Consider the following 16,449-nt stretch of genomic DNA (forward strand, 5'->3'; position numbering starts at 1 on the left):
GGAAACAAACTGGCCTCCCAGCGGTCACTGCTCAGGCATGGGAGTCAGTGGTCCGTGTTAAAGAAGAATTAGAATCCTTGCCAGGACTAACGACTTGACACAACGAAAAAACGCCGATCAGTCTCACAATCATGTGCACCATCAGTGTGCCGAGTATCCTCAAGAGTTGTTTAAGCAGCTCAATTTCGGTGTGGCTGTCTACCAACCCGTGGATGATGGTAGAGATTTCATATTTATTGATATTAATCCTACGGTTGAAAGAACAGACCGGGTGAAGCGCCAGGAACTCATCGGGCGCCGTTTGACTGAGGTGTATCCGGGGGTGGAGGAGTTCGGCTTGCTGGATGTTTTACGCCGGGTGATGAAGAGCGGTGCCAGTGAAACCCTGGGACCAACCGAGTATCACGACGAACGTATTCGCGGTTGGCGTATGAACCATGTCTATAGACTGCCCTGCGGTTATGTCACTGCGGTATTTCAAGATGTAACCAATGAGATTGAATATGAGCAAGCGCTCCAGAAGAGTGAAGAGCACTATCGATTGCTGACAGAGTCCAGTCTGGATGGGGTATGGGATTGGGATCTTGAGCGGAACACCATCTATTTCTCCCCTCGCTGGAAGATGCAGTTGGGCTACCAGGATAATGAATTGGAGAACCACATAGATACCTGGAAGAATCGTCTGCATCCCGATGATGAGCCACGTGTGTTGGAACATCTCGAGCGTTACCTGGCCTCACCAGAGCCCATCTGGGAAGAGGAGTTCCGGCTCAAACACAAGAACGGCAGCTATAAATGGCTGTTGGCTAGAGGCTCTGCCTTGATGAATGCCGAGGATAAAATTGCACGTATTCTCGGCGTGCATATCGATATCAATCGTCGCAAGCAGGCAGAAGCATCCAGAACCTTGATACAACAGCGACTCGAGGCCTCCCTAGAACTTACCAAACAGGCGCCGAGTGTCAGTGAAAAAGAGATTGTCCAGACGGCCCTGGAGCAGGCGTGTCACCTCACCAATAGCAGCATAGGTTATCTCCATTTCGTCAATGAAGACCAGGAAACGATCGAGTTGGTGGCCTGGTCGAAGCAGACCTTGCTGCAGTGTAGTGCCGCGTTTGATTCTCACTATCCTCTAAGCAAAGCCGGCGTCTGGGTGGATTGTGTGCGCAAACGGAAACCACAGATTCACAATGACTATCAATCCTTGCAGGGCCGTAAAGGCTATCCGGAAGGGCATATTCATCTTCTGCGGCACCTTTCAGTACCTGTCATGGATGGTGACAAGGTAAGACTGGTAATAGGAGTTGGAAACAAGATAGAACATTACAACGACTTCGATGTGCAGCAAATCAGTATGCTGGTCAGCGATCTGTGGAGACTGATGGAGAAGAAACGCAACGATGAAAAGCTTAAACAAGCCGCCGCTGTACTCGAAAGCACACTTGAGGCGGTGACGATAACCGATACAACACCCAGAATTATTTCAGTCAATCGCGCCTTCAGTAAAATAACCGGTTATCGGGAGGAGGAGGTGCTGGGGCTCAATCCGAGCGTGCTCAAGTCAGGCCGGCATGACCAGAATTTTTATCACCATATGTGGGAGCAACTGACTAGCTCAGGGCATTGGCAAGGGGAGATTTGGAATCGTCGCAAGAGCGGAGAGATCTATCCGGAGTGGCTCAATATCAGCGCCATCCTTGATGACGATGGCTTGATTACCCACTATGTGGCAGTGTTTTCGGATATATCAGCATTGAAACAGTCGGAGCAGCAACTCGAGCACCTGGCACACTATGATCCCCTGACCGGGCTACCAAACCGGATTTTGCTCTTTTCCAGAATAGATCATGCGCTGCAGCGAGCGCGTCGCAACGGCAACGAAGTCGCTGTGCTTTTCCTTGATCTGGATAATTTCAAGGTAGTCAATGACAGTCTCGGACACCCGACAGGAGATAAGCTGCTGAGATTGCTTGCACAGCGATTCAGCAAGCGCCTGCGTGCGGGGGATACGATCTCGCGCATCGGTGGTGATGAGTTCGTGATTCTCATCGAAGATGTGGTTACAGAATCGGTAATTGCCGAGATTGCTCAGGCGGTCTTGGATGAGATGAAAACACCTGTCCATGTTGAGGGTCACGATCTCTCCGTGGGGGGTAGTATCGGGATCAGTATCTATCCTCAGAATGGAGAGACAGCCACTGATCTGATCAAACACGCCGACGCCGCGATGTATCTGGCAAAAGAGTCGGGGCGAAACAGCTTCAAGTTTTATACCCACAAGTTGACACAGAAAGCCAAACGACGATTGCGCATGGAGTCCGACCTACATGTCGCACTGCAATCCAAAGAGATCGTTCCCTATTATCAACCCATTGTTCGAGTCAGTGACGGAAAAATCGTAGCTGCGGAGGCATTGGCCAGATGGATCCGTAATGATCGAGAGCCCATCATGCCGGGTGTATTCATTCCAATTGCGGAGGAGTCTGGCCAGATCAATCTAATTGCTTCAGTGATGCTGCGCCAGATCTGTGAAGACCTGGCTTCCTGGCAGTTGCCGGATACTATGGAGTTCAAGGTGGCAGTGAATATTTCACCGCAACAATTCACCAGCCTTGGCCTGGTTGATGAAATCAGGAGTAATCTGAACGAGTTCCAGATTCCAGTGAAGAGACTCCAACTCGAAATAACCGAGACTGTATTGATGCATGATACGGAACAGACGATCATGAAAATCAGACAACTCAATGAGATGGGTGTGGCCATGGCGATCGATGACTTTGGTACCGGCTATTCATCATTGGCCTATTTAACCCGTTTCCCAATAGATATACTGAAGATCGATCGCAGCTTCATTCACAGGATGCAAGCCGAGGAGGAGAATGAGGAGATTGTTTCGACCATTCACTTGATGGCACGCAACTTGAAAATGCATGTCACAGCTGAGGGTGTTGAGACCGCAGTGCAACTTGCCAAATTACGCAACCTGGGATGTGATTATTATCAGGGTTACTTTTTTTCCAGACCTGTACCGGAGAAAGCATTTCATCAACTATTGCTCGACTCCAATTAGAGGCGTTAGGTATAAAAATTGTGGTTATTGTATGCCATGGATACGCTGTTTTAGATCCGCATGCCCGATTGAGTAGAGCATCTCAAACAGCCTGCTGTAGCGAGACAGGTTGACCTTGACCGCTTTGTCTGAGTAGTTGAGGCGGTTGAACTCACGGGAAATCCTGCCGGCATGCAAAGGAACCTCCAGTGCCGCCAATCTATCGAGTAGTTTCTCGATGGTCAGCCCCGCGGGTCGCTGATAACCGGCATTGCGCAGCAGATCATCAATCGCCTGCAGATGAATGGCTATGGCTTCGTCCGGGGTGGCGGCCTGGGCTGAGTCGAGTCTGCGTTTTATTTGCAATGCGCGCCATCTGGGCTGGACGTGTGGCCAGGCGATCCACGCGCCCAAAAGTATCCCGGCGAGAGTAATGAAGAACGGCCACATATTGATGAAAAAGAGTTTCAGGTAAGCGCCTGCCCAGGTGACTAACAGATAGGAGGCCTGCCAGACAGCGCTCATCAGCATCTCGAAAGAGATGTCAGTCTCTCCCATGGCGTGCTGAAGCCGCAGCTGCCTTTCCACGTAGTCGTTGATCTGTTCCGCGGACAGGGTTTCATTATCCACGGCCGGGCCGTCGTAGTAGGCGGTGGGTTCCAGTTCCAACCAACCGATATCATCCACATAGGCTTCGACCCAGGCATGTCCGTCCAGGGCATACACATCGTAATAACCGGTCATGGGATTTTGATTGGTTGCGGAGAAACCCGTGACTAGGCGGGATGGGATACCCTGGGTACGCAACATAATGGCAAGCGCGCTGGCGAAGTATTCGCAATGCCCCTTTTTTGTCTCGAACAGAAATTGGCTTAGCGGTGTCTGTTTTTGTGATTTGAAAATGGAATCGAAGTCGTAGTCATAGTGGTTACGCAGGTGTTGCTCCAACGCGATGGCCTTTGCGAACTGGCTGTCGTGGGATTGAGCAACCTGGGTAGCCAATTGATCAATGCGCGGATCCATATCCTCCGGTAGTTGCCTGAAGTTTGGTAACTCCACGTATTCGGTTTCGGCAAAAGTGCGTCCCTTGTGCAGGGTGCGTAAAGATTCAACGGCATATGCGGTGCCGCTTCGCAACGCACCTGGTGAGTGAAGTTGGCCGAATGCATCGACAGCAATGACGGTTGCAGGAAAATTGACTTTAATCGGTACCGCCGCCGCAGGGATATAGTCCCCAAGGTCATGCTCGACAAATACCTCGTAGTGTTCTGTCAGACGGTCTGACGAAGGTAGGGTTTCGGGCTGGAGTTCAATCTCCCCGCGGGAGAGCTGCAATTTGCTTAGCTGTTGAGCAGAGCTATGCCAACGCAGACCGTCGAAATGGTCAAAGATACGTGCCCGTAGATAGAGCGGGCGGTCGGCGCGAACATGCGCCACGATCGCATTGCTGAAACGGTCGCCCTGATCGTCGGGATTATCGATATTCATCTCATAGTCGAAACCCCGGTAACGGAAAGATGAATCTGAGGCTCGATTGGGTGATGTTCGGTCAGACCTTCCCCGTGAACCCTCGGCATCAAATTTATCTGCCAGATCCTGCAGTAGCGAGTCGGCCGGATTGTTTTCATCCTCTCCTGCCTGGTTTTGTTCCGCTTCCTGTTCCCACCCCTGATTTTCATAAAAATGGTCGGAGCCGGGAATAGCACCCAGGTTGCCTGCGGGAAAGCGGGGAACAATCAGATAGATGGCCAGTGCCAAACCAATCAGTAAGGCAGCGGCGCGTAGCTGGTCGAGTGGATTCCATCGGGAACGATTGTGGCTCAAAGGCTCGATATAGGCATAACCCAGGGTGATGCTGATGGTCACGGCATAGGCGAGAAAAAAGATCAGATAGATACCCGATTTTGATTCCACAGCGCCGGCGATCAATGCGGTAAACCCCACCGCCAGGCCTATATAGAGTCTGCGATAGTCATGGGTTTGAAACAGCAGCGCCAGATGGGCGAAGCCGATGAAGACCAAGAGTGCTATCAGAGGGCCTTCGAGGACAATTAATGGGACAAAGACGACTATTCCTGTCGCTGCGATCTGTTCCGATATCTTCAGATAGGGACTGTTCTCCTCGTCAGTGCGTCCCACAAGCACCAGGATGAAATGGGTTACCGCCAGCATCAGGATCGAACCGAGAAGTGCTGCCATTACCCCCAGGTAGGCAAATAGCACCGCACCTGCGGCAACCGCCGAGACCAGGCTGTACCAATAGACCACCTTGAGCGATTCGAGCTTCACTGAAACAGCTCCTGCAGTGGTGACAGGGCATTCACGGGATAGATCAACCGGTTGCCTTCACGGTGGTAGTCGTTGCTTGGCTTGTTGCGCAGGGGGAAGAGAAAACTCTCTGCATCCATCTCCATATCCACATGCGTCAGATAGGGTGGCAGGGTTGGCAGCAGCGGGTCATCCTGGAGACGAAAGCCGGTAATCAGATTGGCCTGGGGAAATCTGATTACCGCCTGCTCGATCAATTCGCTGCAACTTTGGCTGCCGTTGCTCTCGAGGGTTGCCAGAAAGGCGTACAGATCGTATAGGTCTGAGGTATAGGCCGGGATGACATAGTCATGCCAGTCACCGTTTTCGACCACCAGAATGCTCTGCATTCCCTCGCGGCTGGCAAAGTGAATCATCGAGGCGGCGATGGTGATGGCATATTCAAAAGTGGATCTCGAGCCCTCACCCTGGTTAAAGGCGGGCCTGCTGTCCAGGGTTACCAACAATACCGGCCGGTCACTGCGCTCATACTCCTTCACCACCAGTTGTTGCTGCCGGGCAGAGGCCCGCCAGTGAATGTGACGAAGGCTGTCCCCCTGGGTATATTCACGCACCGCCGCAAACTCATCCTGGCCCCCTTGCTGAGGTATGTGCAGATCGCCATCGCTGTTGGCATCCGCGATGACGGGGAGAGGGATACGCGTCAGGTTGCATACCCGGGGAAGCACCAGCACCTCGAGGGTATCGGTTGTCAGTTGGCGGCTATGCCTCACCACGCCGAATGGATAGGAGGAGGAGAGTGTCAACTGATCTATCAGGAACCGGCCGCGACGGTCGCAGTAAACGGTGGCGCGTTCACGAAGGGTTTTGTCGCACTGTGAGATGAATAGCTTCTGTTGACCTTCGGTGAATGGAAGCTGATCTGTCAACTGAAGATGATATCTTCGACTCTTGGACGATATCAGGTAGACCAATTCACCCTCGCTGCCGGCTGTCAGATCACCAACCAGGGAGCGTTCCACTTTGACTCCGCGCATTTGCAGCCTGGGCATCAAGTGAGAGATCAGCAATAGGGACAGGCAGAGTGAAGACAGGCCGTAGAGCAGTGCCAGCCCCCGGTTCCAGGCGACAAAAAAGCAGGCCAGGGAGAGCAGCCAGATGACCACGTGCAGGTTGAACCAGCGTTGCAGCCAGGCGATGACTTCAGGGGGCAGTCTGTTGGATAGCAGGGCCTCTTCCTTCATCCCTATCACTCCGCCAGTTCGAGAACAGTCTCCGTTTTCTGCTTGTCACTCCGGCTATCCGGCATGGCGGGGACAGGCGTGGTGTCGACGATCTCCTGCAGGAGGTTTTTGTCATTGTCGCTATTGCTTCTCAACAGCATGCGATGGGCCAGTACGGGTACCACCAACTCCTGTACCCGGCGCGGTGTAACAAAGCTCTCATCATTCAGTAATGCACTCGCCTGGGCGGCCTTCATCAGAGATATCGAACCACGGGGACTCACACCCAAGCGGATCTTTTTATGCTTGCGGGTGGCCTGAATCAGGGCCGCGATATAATCGATGACATTCTGCTCGATCTGGATCTTGGTTACCGCACGCTGCAGCTTGAGCAGTGTGGCGTCGTCGATCCTTGCCGCGATTTGATCGAGGGGATCATCACTGCGGTTCATCTGCATGATGCGGGTTTCGTCCTCCAGTTTGGGGTAGCCCAGGGAGACACGCATGAAAAAACGATCCAGTTGCGCTTCCGGGAGTGGAAAGGTGCCGCTGAATTCGATGGGGTTCTGGGTCGCGATGACCATAAAGGTGGCGGGTAGCTTGCGGGTCTTTCTATCCACCGTCACCGTTCGCTCCGCCATGGCCTCGAGCAGTGCGGATTGGGTGCGTGGCGAGGTGCGGTTGATTTCGTCGGCCAACAGGATATTGGTGAACACCGGGCCGGGAAGAAAGCGGAAGCCCTGTGACTTCTGGTCGAAGATGGATATACCTGTGATATCCGCCGGCAGCAGATCCGGTGTACATTGAATCCGCTTGAAGGTCAGATCCAGACTTTTCGCCAGGGCCTTGGCGAGGGTGGTCTTACCCAGACCGGGTAGATCCTCCAGCAGCAGGTGACCGCGACAGAGCAGGCTGATCATCACCAGGCGCAGGGTTTCCGGCTTGCCGATGATGGCTTTTTGCCACTCTGTTATTAGCGAATGGAGCAGTTTACCTGGTGTTTTTCGATTGGAATCTGACATCAAACCTCCCTGGAATCATGCTGAAGGGTAGTCTATCGGCGTGGTAAATAGCATAAATATTCTACGGAATTAAGCATTTATTAACCTCTTGTAGCGTGCATTTAGATGGCTTCTTGAGCCATTATTTGTGATAAAAAAACGATAGATCTGTATATATCCACCAAAACACAGCTACAATTGCAGCTTTTGTGAAAATCGAACGACCTAAACACAGGAAACATCCATGGCATATGACAAGATTGAGATCCCTTCCGCAGGGGAGAAGATTAGCGTTGACGCAAATGGGGCGTTGAATGTACCGAATAACCCCATCATCCCCTACATAGAAGGTGACGGCATAGGCGTGGATATCACCCCGGTGATGCGAAAAGTGATCGATGCCGCGGTGGATAAGGCGTATGGCGGTGAGAAAAAGATTGCCTGGATGGAGATCTATGCCGGGGAGAAGGCGACCCATGTCTACGACAGCGATACCTGGCTCCCCCAGGAGACCCTGGATGCGGTGAAGGATTTCGTTGTCTCCATCAAAGGTCCCTTGACCACACCTGTGGGAGGCGGTATCCGCTCCCTGAATGTGGCAATACGTCAACAGCTCGACCTCTTCGTCTGTCTCAGGCCGGTACGCTATTTCGATGGGACTCCCAGTCCGCTGAAGGAGCCTGAGAAGACCAATATGGTGATCTTCAGGGAGAATTCAGAAGACATCTATGCCGGGATCGAATGGGAGTCGGGCAGCGAAGAGGCAAAGAAGGTGATCGATTTTCTGCAGGATTCCATGGGGGTCAGCAAGATCCGCTTTCCCGCCACATCCGGTATCGGGATAAAGCCTGTCTCCAGTGAAGGCACCAAACGCCTGGTACGCAAGGCGATTCAGTATGCCATCGACAATGACCGGAGTTCGGTGACCCTGGTGCATAAGGGCAATATCATGAAGTTCACCGAAGGCGCCTTCAAAAACTGGGGCTATGAGCTGGCACAGGAGGAGTTTGGCGCGGTTGAACTGGATGGTGGGCCCTGGTGCAGCTTTAAAAATCCCAAGAGCGGTAAGGAGATCATCGTCAAGGATGTGATCGCCGATGCCTTCCTGCAGCAGATCCTGTTACGGCCCGCCGAATACAGTGTGATTGCGACCCTCAATCTGAACGGTGACTATGTCTCCGACGCCCTGGCCGCACAGGTGGGCGGCATCGGCATAGCCCCGGGGGCCAATCTTTCAGATGATGTGGCCATGTTCGAGGCCACCCACGGTACCGCGCCGAAATATGCCGGTCAGGACAAGGTCAATCCCGGTTCACTGATCCTCTCGGCGGAGATGATGCTGCGGCACATGGGTTGGTTCGAGGCGGCGGACCTGATCATCAAGAGCCTGGGCGATACCATCTCCGCGAAGACAGTGACCTACGATTTCGCCAGACTGATGGATAATCCTCAGGAGCTGAGTTGTTCTGCCTTCGGCGATGCCATGATCAAGATGATGTAGTGGCTTCTATTCTCCCCTGACATGGCTGAAAAATGCGCCGATCACCTGGCTCATTTGTTGTGAGCGTTGTGGATCCCGCAGACTGGCCTGCATTGCCTGCCGGGTAGCGGGCAGATAGAGCAGGTCGCTCAAAATGCCGTTGAAGAACGCCTGGCCCGCCTCGTTGTCCGCCAGTCGTTCCAGATAGCGATGGCGAAGTGCACTATCCTCCAGCGACTCCCAGGCCCTTCCCGCTATAGCCGCCAGCAGATCACTGCGTTGGGAGATGGGATGGTCGAGGAGCTGATAGATGAAATCGTTGCGAATCGATTCCTGCTGGCTCTGGGAGAGTCCACGAACCACCGCCGAGAGAACCTGCGGATCGGGCCTCTCCTGGTGCAGGCTTGAGAGACCCCTTTGAGCCAGCGCATCAGCGATCGAATGGGATATCACCTCATTTTCCAGACAGTGGCAGAGTACCTCCAAGGGGGAGGGCGGCAGGGAGGGAATCGACTTGCGAACACGCTGGGTATTGCCATGCTGATCCAGGCGGGCAGCCACATCGGCGATGCCCTGATAGCCGATGAATGACCACTGTTCCCAACCCAGATCACCGTCAAAATAGGCCTTGGCATGGTCATAGTAACGTGAGGCCGGTTGCCTCAGGGCGTGGGTCAGACGTGCATGAAATATGGCCAGACGCTCCTGCTTGGGCTGAAAGGCGTAGGGATTGTTCTGCAACGCGCCCCGCATCCCATCCCTATCCGGCTCACTACCCAGGCTCTCAACCAGGTGATGCATGAACTCATCCCTGGCGGAGAGCAGCAGCTTACCCTGTTCATCCAGGGGAAAACGGATAAACCAGATCATGGGATCGATCTGTGGCTGCTTTGGGTCGGCAAGGGTCAGGGCGATCCAGGCCTGTTGCTGCAGCGGAAAAGGGTAGGCTGTCTCGGTCCGTTCAAAGGCAATGAACGCCTCTCTAGGAATGGCGACGATCCGTCGTCCCATATCGGAGATCTCGATGGAGAGCCCGCCGGACTCGAGAAATTCGGTCAGTGTCGTTATTGAGTTCATTTAGTGGATCTGATCAATACTTACAGGAAAATTATTAAGCGTCCGCAAATGAACGCAAATGTCTACAGCTTTTGTAAAAAATTACATGATTTGTGTGAACAGGCGACACGCTTGATTGCACCACTCAAATGGATCAGGGAACGATAATGGTTAGGCTTTGGCTAAGCCAATGAAATACCTTAAATAGTCTTAATTTGCGTTTATTAGCGTTCATTTGCGGACTTATAAAATTAATCCTGATACCTGGGTCAATCAATGCTATATCCAATCGACCAGGTGGTGCTCCCAGTCGCCCGCCGCCGATTCCCTTATGACCTTGCCGCGTATGGAGTGGCCCGCTTTTTCCACACTTTCGGGGTCTCCGGATACCAGGGGATGCCAGTCGGGCAGGGATTTCCCCTCCGCCAACAAGCGATAGGCGCATGTCTCTGGCAGCCAATAGGGATCGGCCAGGTCATTTGGTGTGAGGGTAACGCAATTGGGTACCAGTTTTGATCTTTCTTGATAGTGAGTGCAACGGCAGCGTTCCAGGTCGAGCAGGTCACAAACGATATTGGTGAAGAAGATCTCCCGGGTCTCCTCATCCTCGATTTTCTGCAGACAGCATTTACCACAGCCATCGCAGAGAGACTCCCACATTTCCCGGGACATGGCATCCAGGGGCGTGGTATTCCAGAATGGTGATTCGGCAGGTCTCATTAATGGCATAATATCACCATCAGAGCGTCGGTAGATTGGAGAATTAAATGCTTAATTCTTGAATGTAGGGAGACTTGGTCCATAGCTGTGATCAAGCCTGCCCTGAGCATGGATGAATTCGACTGTCAACGCTTTTTATGCACAATCGGGTTTTCAGGAAGCAGAGATTGGCAGGTTATAGGGAACTTCTCTGGTAATAGATTCAATTGATGTACTAACATATTGAATTAAAATGCAATTTATAATTTGTATAGAAATTACACAATTTAAAAAGAGATTAAGAGGATCAAGGGCTGCAGCAGAGTTCCTGCAGCTTACTAACAAAGTTATCCACAGGATCTGTGGACATAATTTGGCGTAGGAGATTGCCAAATTCAGGGGCTCTTCACCCCCGGGCCTACCCAGTAATGGGTATCAAGACAAGCGTAACCTTGGAGCAGAGATCATGACAGCGACCGAACAATCCTATCAGGCTGTACTGAACTTCCCATTCGCCCCGGTCGGCATCGCCATATCCAATGGCAAACTGAGGGCCGTGGACTATTTGACTCCACCCCAGCGGGACTATACCCAACAGGTTCCAGGATTGCGTTGTGTGATAGACGCCATCAAAGTCTATCTGCAGGACCCAAAAAGAGAATTTGATCTGCAACTCATACTCGAAGGAACACCATTTCAAAGACGCGTCTGGGAGGCACTGCGAAAGATACCTTCTGGCTCAACCTTGACCTATGGAGAATTGGCCCAGCAGATCGGCAGTGGAGCCAGGGCGGTGGGAAATGCCTGCCGGGCCAATCCCTGTCCGCTGATCGTGCCCTGTCATCGGGTCGTTGGCGTCCATGGTCTTGGGGGATTCGCGGGTGAACGGGGTGGTGAGAAGCTGGAGATCAAGCGCTGGCTGTTGCAGCATGAGGGTGTCTTGTGAAGGGAGCTGGTGAGGACAGCTCCCTTATTGAATCCTTTTCCGATGCCTTGTGGATGGAGCGGGGCTTGAGCCGTAACACACTCTCCGCCTATCAGTCCGATTTAGCCAAGGTGGCTGACTGGCTGCGCAACAACAGGGGTTATGGGTTGCTGCAGGCACAGCGGGCCGACCTGCAATCCTATTTGGCAGATCTGGTGAGACAGGGTAGGAAGCCGCGCTCGACCGCACGCCTGCTCTCCTGTGTCAGGCAGTTCTATCAATATAGCTTGCGCGAAGGCTGGTTGAGTGCCGATCCCAGTGTGCGCATCGATTCTCCCAAGCTCGGCAGACCCTTGCCAAAATCACTTTCCGAGACTGAGGTTGAGGCGCTGCTGGATGCACCGGATCTTGATGATGCGGAGGGCATGCGTGACCGGACCATGCTGGAGGTGCTCTACGCCTCGGGTCTGAGGGTATCCGAACTCGTCGATCTGCGCCCGGAGCAGGTGAATCTGACACAGGGGGTGATGCGTATTGTTGGGAAAGGTGGCAAGGAACGCCTGGTACCGATGGGTGACGAGGCACAGGGGTGGCTGGAACGCTTCTATGGGGGTGCTCGGAGCGAGCTTCTGGGCGACAGGGTATGCAGCCATCTGTTTCCGACCCGGCGCGGTCATGGTATGACCAGGCAGGCCTTCTGGTATCGCATCAAGAAGCATGCCGCAAGCGCGGGAATCAGCCATACCATCTCGCCCCATACCTTGCGGCATGCCTTTGCCACCCATCTGTTGAACCATGGTGCGGATCTGCGCGTTGTACAACTGCTGTTGGGGCACAGTGATCTATCCACCACTCAGATCTATACCCATGTGGCACGGGAGCGTTTGAAGCAACTGCACGCAACCCATCATCCCCGGGGATGAGCAGTGGAGGTTATCTCGGGTCTGTTATCAGACCCGGATACATGAGAGTAGGGCCAGCTTATGGTAGAGTCCCCTCCCAGTTTCACTTGACCAGGAGCCAATATGCCATCCTTCGATATCGTTTCTGAAGTGGATCTTCAGGAGGTCAGAAATGCAGTCGATCAGGCCAACCGGGAGGTAGGTACTCGATTTGACTTCAAAGGTGTGGATGCCGCATTCGAACAGAATGAGAACGAGATCGTATTACGTGCGGAGCAGGAGTTCCAACTCAATCAAATGATGGATATTCTGCGCCAGAAACTGGTCAAACGTAAGGTTGATGTCGCTGCTATGGATATCAAGGATGCTGAGACCAGTCTAAATGCCGCTCGTCAGCGAGTGATCATTAAACAAGGTATCGACAGCGACGTGGCGAAAAAGATGGTCAAGCAGATCAAGGGCAGCAAGCTCAAGGTACAAGCCCAGATTCAAGGTGAGCAGATTCGTGTGACAGGGAAGAAACGAGACGATTTACAGCAGACTATCGCACTTATTCGGGAGACCGATTACGGTCTTCCCCTTCAATATCAAAATTTTCGGGACTAAACATCGATGAAACAATCACACCGAGCTATCCTGCACAAGGGCGCCAAACTGCTGCCACTTATCACCCTGTTTTTGATCGCACCTGTGACGGCGGAGCCCAGCAAGCAAAATGCAGAGATCATGAAGGTGCGTGAAGGGGTCAATAAAATCCTAAAGAAGGGTTCCATTACCAGCGTCACGCCCGCCAAGATCGATGGTTTGTATGAGGTTATGGTAGGCCCTCAACTCTATTATGTTTCCGCGGATGGCAGGTACCTGTTGAGCGGCAATATGTACGATATCGAAACCCGGGAGGATTTGACCACACCCAAGGTATCTATTGCCAAAGCAGCGGCAATTGAGGCAATTGGGGAAGATAACATGGTGGTTTTCGCCCCAGAAAAAACCCAGCATACCGTCACCGTATTCACGGACATCGATTGTGGCTATTGCCAGAAGCTGCATAGCGAGATGAAAGACTATAACGACTTGGGCATACGGGTGCGTTATCTGATGTTTCCCAGGGCAGGTATAGGTAGTGAATCCTTCGATAAGGCGGTAACCGTGTTGTGTTCCGATGACCGGAATGATGCCATGACCCAGTCCAAGGCGGGTAAAAAGCTGGCTAAGAAGGAGTGCAATAACCCGGTCGAACAGCACTGGGCGCTGGGTAAGACCCTGGGTGTGAATGGCACACCTGCCATATTTCTACAAAGCGGTGATATGCTGCCAGGCTATATTCCGGCGCAGCGTTTGAGCAAAATTTTAACAGAGTTGGATAAGAATCGATCACAGAAGTGAAAAATTACCCATATTTTTGGGTTTGCTTCAGGAATCAATAAGTATTTAATGGTAGTTTAATCCTGGGGCCTGTTAACACAACTACCCTCTACCGCTACATTTCGGGAGTCAGCTTGAAGTTAGACGTGGCAATGCGTACCGACAAAGGGGTGGTACGGGAGCAGAATGAGGATGCTGTTGGCGGGGATCCTGATGCAGGTTTGTTGATACTTGCAGATGGCATGGGAGGCGCCAACGCCGGTGAGGTGGCCAGCAGCCTGACGGTCGAGATGCTGATGAGTCAATTGGCCGGCTTGGGTAAAGCTGATGATGGGGTTTCATGGCGAGAGCATCTGCTGAATGCGATACAGGATGTAAATCAGGCGATACAGGAGCTATCCCAGCAAGTATCGGAGTACCAGGGTATGGGGACGACCCTGGTGGTCGGATTGTTCACCGAGCACAGCCTGCTGTATGCCCATGTTGGTGATTCCAGGCTCTATCGCCTGCGGGCCGGTGTATTTGAGCAGATGACCACAGACCATACAATGATTCAGGAGATGGTCAATCTAGGGGATTTTGCTAGCATTGAACAAGCACTCATGGCGGGTGTGCCGACCAATGTATTGTCACGGGCCATAGGCTCTGAAGAGATAGTGGACATCGACCTGAGTGAGACTGAGCTTGATATCGATGATCTCTACCTGTTTTGCAGCGATGGCCTTACAGGCATGATGACGGATGATGAAATCCAAAGTATCCTTGAGAACAGAAACCTCGATTTAATGCAGCAGGCCGATGAACTTGTGGATTTTGCCTGTAGGATGGGAGGGGTGGACAACATTACCGTGATTCTGGCCCGCACCATGGCGGGCGATAGTTAAGTGAGTATTTAGACAATGGTACTTGGGTAGATAGCTTTATGGAAAAGCTCGTAGTTATGGGTGGCGATGAGTCACCACAAGAGTTTCCACTTTATGGCAAGCGCATGTTGATCGGGCGCGACGAGACTTGTGAGGTCTGTCTCAAGGATCGTTCGGTCAGTCGCCACCATGCCACACTGCTAAAGGTGTTCAGTGGTTATTCCATTGAGGATGAGCAGAGCACCAACGGTACTCGCGTAAACGGCAACACGGTCACTAAACGCTTCTTGAAGCACGGTGATCTGATCGAGGTTGGCAAATATCATCTCAGGTTTATCGCTCAAGCGGCACCGCAAGACATGGATGATCCTGATCGAACCGTGGTATTGCGTCCACGTGTGGCCACACCTGTAGAAGCTGCGACCCCTGAGGTTGCAGTGGCTCCATCGATCAGCGATGGATCAAGTCCACAATTCGCCGTGAATGCAATTTCCTCCCCACAAACCAATGAAAACATTGATACCGAGATCCCGATAGAGGATCGGGCCAGGGTCCGCTACCTTAGTGGTGATAACAAGGGTGAGGTGAAAGTGGTCGATCGGGCCTTTTTCAGTGTCGGCAATCCCGGTGGAGATCTGGTTTTGATCAACCAGCGTCATTCAGGCTATTTTTTACTCAAGGTGGGAGGCGATCACCCACCCATGATCAATGGCCAACCGATCAAAGCGGGTGGTGTGGAACTGCATGACGGTGACCGCATCGATCTGGGCGACCTGTCGCTGGAGTTTCTCAGCTAACCAATCAAAGCTACCACGACTGACTTAGGGAGTGGCTTCGCCGCCCACTGACTAGAGTGCGCGGTTGGTATGCCTATAGTTGCTGCTCAATAGTGATGTCAGCCGCATACAGGCAGCGAAATTGGCGGTGTCTTCAAGCATGCCGTGCATGATCACACCCTCCAGCAGATCTTTACCGTCCCATTTCGGTTGTATCAAGTTGGAGAGTAACCGACTCTTCTGAGGCTCAAGCCGATCGAAGATCAACGCGCTACCCCAATTATCGACACGGATGACCCTGGCTGAAAGCTCCAGGTACTCTCCTGCCCCCGGCCTTTTGATAGAAAGCTGGTAGTTACCATCAATCTTGGCTGAGGTCGGGCATGTTATGAAGAGGCCCGATTCGCTTAGATCCTTGATGATGCACGCCTGTCCAGCACCACCGGCCTTGGATGAGAGCGTCACCGGGAGTGAAGTTTTCCTTCTAGGGCTTCTTCGCGCGTCCAATGTCATGCCCCTGTAATAATTATGTCTTATTAAATGTAGGCAGACGTTCTATCGCTTTGTATTAGGATTGATACCTATATTGTTCAGGGTTTTACCGATTGTTGTGGAGACAGGGCTCAATCCTTGAGTCGAAAACCGATATCGATGGTGACCTGCCAGTGGGCCACCTGGCCGTTATCGATATGCCCACGGGTTTCGACGACCTCAAACCAGTTCATGTTCTCGATGGTCTCACCCGCACGCGCAATGGCATTGCGAATGGCATCGTCGGTGCTGGTCTGGGATGAACCTACCAGCTGAATCTTCTTGTAGACATGATCGGACATAAAAAACCT

15 protein-coding genes are annotated in these 16,449 nt (G+C 52.5%); 8 read left to right on the forward strand and 7 right to left on the reverse strand.

Annotated elements, in window-relative coordinates; all coding sequences use genetic code 11:
- The first annotated feature begins 94 nt into the window (after positions 1-94).
- Positions 95-3,070: a bifunctional diguanylate cyclase/phosphodiesterase gene (locus R2K28_RS08325; RefSeq protein ID WP_316369082.1), complete on the forward strand. Its 2,976-nt coding sequence runs from the start codon at positions 95-97 to the stop codon at positions 3,068-3,070.
- Between the two features lie 24 nt (positions 3,071-3,094).
- Here R2K28_RS08325 and R2K28_RS08330 read toward each other — a convergent pair whose 3' ends face one another.
- The 3 genes from R2K28_RS08330 to R2K28_RS08340 are packed head-to-tail and all read right to left on the reverse strand — an operon-like array spanning position 3,095 to position 7,562.
- Positions 3,095-5,338, reverse strand: coding sequence for a transglutaminase family protein (locus tag R2K28_RS08330; protein WP_316369083.1), 2,244 nt, complete (start codon positions 5,336-5,338; stop codon positions 3,095-3,097).
- Positions 5,335-6,561 carry a DUF58 domain-containing protein gene (locus R2K28_RS08335; RefSeq protein ID WP_316369085.1) on the reverse strand — a complete coding sequence of 409 codons (1,227 nt, stop codon included), beginning with the start codon at positions 6,559-6,561 and terminating at the stop codon, positions 5,335-5,337. Before R2K28_RS08335 ends, R2K28_RS08330 begins: the two co-directional genes overlap by 4 nt.
- A 5-nt stretch (positions 6,562-6,566) precedes the next feature.
- Positions 6,567-7,562: an AAA family ATPase gene (locus tag R2K28_RS08340; protein WP_316369087.1), complete on the reverse strand. Its 996-nt coding sequence runs from the start codon at positions 7,560-7,562 to the stop codon at positions 6,567-6,569.
- A 223-nt stretch (positions 7,563-7,785) separates the two neighbouring features.
- Between R2K28_RS08340 and icd the strand changes: the two genes are divergently transcribed.
- Positions 7,786-9,042, forward strand: coding sequence for an NADP-dependent isocitrate dehydrogenase (icd, locus tag R2K28_RS08345; RefSeq protein ID WP_316369089.1), 1,257 nt, complete (start codon positions 7,786-7,788; stop codon positions 9,040-9,042).
- Positions 9,043-9,048: 6 nt separating this feature from the next.
- Here icd and R2K28_RS08350 read toward each other — a convergent pair whose 3' ends face one another.
- Together R2K28_RS08350 and R2K28_RS08355 are read right to left on the reverse strand one after the other, a co-directional pair.
- Entirely contained in the window at positions 9,049-10,098 is a 1,050-nt protein-coding gene (locus R2K28_RS08350) for a DUF3549 family protein (RefSeq protein ID WP_316369091.1), read from the reverse strand.
- Positions 10,099-10,356: 258 nt separating this feature from the next.
- Entirely contained in the window at positions 10,357-10,797 is a 441-nt protein-coding gene (locus tag R2K28_RS08355) for a YcgN family cysteine cluster protein (RefSeq protein WP_316369708.1), read from the reverse strand.
- A gap of 445 nt (positions 10,798-11,242) precedes the next feature.
- On the opposite strand from R2K28_RS08355, the gene R2K28_RS08360 reads away from it, so the two are divergent.
- The 6 genes from R2K28_RS08360 (at position 11,243) to R2K28_RS08385 (ending at position 15,628) form a co-directional block, all read left to right on the forward strand.
- The gene (locus R2K28_RS08360; protein WP_316369093.1) at positions 11,243-11,722 is read left to right on the forward strand and encodes a methylated-DNA--[protein]-cysteine S-methyltransferase; all 480 of its coding nucleotides are present in this window, start codon (positions 11,243-11,245) and stop codon (positions 11,720-11,722) included.
- 53 nt (positions 11,723-11,775) lie between these two features.
- A complete protein-coding gene (xerD, locus tag R2K28_RS08365) occupies positions 11,776-12,624 on the forward strand; it encodes a site-specific tyrosine recombinase XerD (RefSeq protein ID WP_316369710.1) in 849 nt (282 codons plus the stop codon).
- A gap of 102 nt (positions 12,625-12,726) precedes the next feature.
- Entirely contained in the window at positions 12,727-13,209 is a 483-nt protein-coding gene (locus R2K28_RS08370) for a YajQ family cyclic di-GMP-binding protein (protein ID WP_316369095.1), read from the forward strand.
- 6 nt (positions 13,210-13,215) lie between these two features.
- On the forward strand, positions 13,216-13,989 hold the full coding sequence (locus R2K28_RS08375; protein ID WP_316369096.1) for a DsbC family protein: 774 nt from the start codon (positions 13,216-13,218) through the stop codon (positions 13,987-13,989).
- Positions 13,990-14,102: 113 nt separating this feature from the next.
- A complete protein-coding gene (locus R2K28_RS08380) occupies positions 14,103-14,852 on the forward strand; it encodes a PP2C family protein-serine/threonine phosphatase (protein ID WP_316369097.1) in 750 nt (249 codons plus the stop codon).
- Between the two features lie 38 nt (positions 14,853-14,890).
- Positions 14,891-15,628, forward strand: a complete 738-nt coding sequence (locus R2K28_RS08385) for an FHA domain-containing protein (RefSeq protein ID WP_316369098.1) — start codon at positions 14,891-14,893, stop codon at positions 15,626-15,628.
- Between the two features lie 51 nt (positions 15,629-15,679).
- Here the strand turns inward: R2K28_RS08385 and R2K28_RS08390 are convergent, their stop codons facing one another.
- The gene (locus R2K28_RS08390; RefSeq protein WP_316369100.1) at positions 15,680-16,072 is read right to left on the reverse strand and encodes a PilZ domain-containing protein; all 393 of its coding nucleotides are present in this window, start codon (positions 16,070-16,072) and stop codon (positions 15,680-15,682) included.
- Positions 16,073-16,230: 158 nt separating this feature from the next.
- Positions 16,231-16,440, reverse strand: coding sequence for a dodecin (locus R2K28_RS08395; RefSeq protein WP_116445233.1), 210 nt, complete (start codon positions 16,438-16,440; stop codon positions 16,231-16,233).
- Positions 16,441-16,449 lie beyond the last annotated feature (9 nt).

Source organism: Candidatus Thiodiazotropha sp. CDECU1, assembly GCF_963455295.1.
Taxonomy (GTDB): domain Bacteria; phylum Pseudomonadota; class Gammaproteobacteria; order Chromatiales; family Chromatiaceae; genus Thiodiazotropha.